The following is a 1,493-nucleotide window of genomic DNA, read 5'->3' on the forward strand; positions in this document are numbered from 1 at the left end:
TGACAAGGGTGGCAAGCCGGTCGGCGTGATCAAGTTCGCCACCGACATCACCGCGCAGAAGATCCACAGCATGGAGGATGCCGGCAAGATCGCCGCGATCGGCCGGGCGCAGGCGGTGATCGAGTTCGACATGGACGGCACCATCGTCAAGGCCAACGAGAACTTCCTCGGCGCTATGGGCTATTCGCTCGCCGAGATCCAGGGCAAGCACCACAGCATGTTCGTGCCGCCCGCCGACCGCGACAGCGTGGCCTATCGCGATTTCTGGGCGCGGCTGAACCGGGGCGCGTTCGAGGCCGGCGAATTCAAGCGGCTCGGCAAGGGCGGCAAGGAAATCTGGATCCTCGCCACCTACAACCCGATCCTCGACGACCGCGGCAAGCCGTTCAAGGTCGTCAAGTTCGCCACCGACGTCACGCAGCAGAAGGTGAAAACCGCCGACAATGATGGCCAGATCGATGCGATCGGCAAGTCGCAGGCGGTGATCGAGTTCAACATGGACGGCACGATCCGCACCGCGAACCCGAACTTCCTCGCCGCAATGGGCTATTCGCTTGCCGAGATCCAGGGCAAGCATCACAGCATGTTCGTCGAGCCCACTGAAGCGAGCGCGGCCGGCTACCGCGAGTTCTGGGGCGCGCTGAACCGCGGCGAATTCCAGGCCGCCGAATACAAGCGCATCGCCAAGGGTGGCCGCGAGATCTGGATCCAGGCCTCCTACAACCCGATCCTCGATCTCAACGGCAAGCCCTACAAGGTGGTGAAGTACGCCACCGACATCACCGCGCAGGCGATCGGCCGCAAGAAGGCCGACAGCGCGCGCGGCCTGATCGAGGCGGTCGCCGCCGGCAGCGAGGAGATGAGCGCCTCGATCCGCGAGATCTCGGAAACCATGACCAAGTCGAAGCAGAACGCCGCGGTCGCCACCGGCCGGGTGGAGGCTGCCGACGGGCAAGCGCAGAAGCTCAATGCCGCAGCGCAGGCGATGAGCGGCATCGTCGAGATGATCTCGAGCATCACCGGGCAGATCAACCTGCTGGCGCTCAACGCCACGATCGAGTCGGCGCGTGCGGGCGAAGCCGGGCGCGGCTTCGCGGTGGTCGCCTCCGAGGTGAAGAGCCTCGCCAATCAGGCCAAGCAGGCGACCGACACGATCTCCTCGGAAATCGACGCGCTGAACTCGATCGCCGCCGAAGTGGTGAGCTCGCTGTCCGAGATCAAGGCGGCGATCGCCGGCGTCAACGAATACATCGCCTCGACCGCCGCCGCGGTCGAGGAGCAGAGCATCGTGACGCAGGACATGTCCACCAACATGCAGCGCGCCTCTGCCGAACTCGCAGCGTAAGCCACGGTGCGATCCTCGAAGGATGGGCGGCCCGGGCTGGGGGCCGTGCATCCTTCGAGACGCGCCTTCCTCCCGTGTTGAAAGAGTATAGAACGGCCGTCGCACCCATGTCATTGCGAGCCAACGGGTCGCGCGAAAGCGCGCCCGA

At 65.2% G+C, this 1,493-nt stretch carries 1 protein-coding gene; it reads left to right on the plus strand.

The genetic code is table 11. The features are described 5' to 3' along the window. Nucleotides 1–1,345, plus strand: a 1,345-nt coding sequence (locus AKL29_RS19500; RefSeq protein ID WP_244482185.1) for a methyl-accepting chemotaxis protein, incomplete at its 5' end; no start/stop codon positions are given. Nucleotides 1,346–1,493 lie beyond the last annotated feature (148 nt).

It is taken from the genome of Bradyrhizobium pachyrhizi (genome assembly GCF_001189245.1).
In the GTDB taxonomy this organism is placed as follows: Bacteria; Pseudomonadota; Alphaproteobacteria; order Rhizobiales; family Xanthobacteraceae; genus Bradyrhizobium; species Bradyrhizobium pachyrhizi.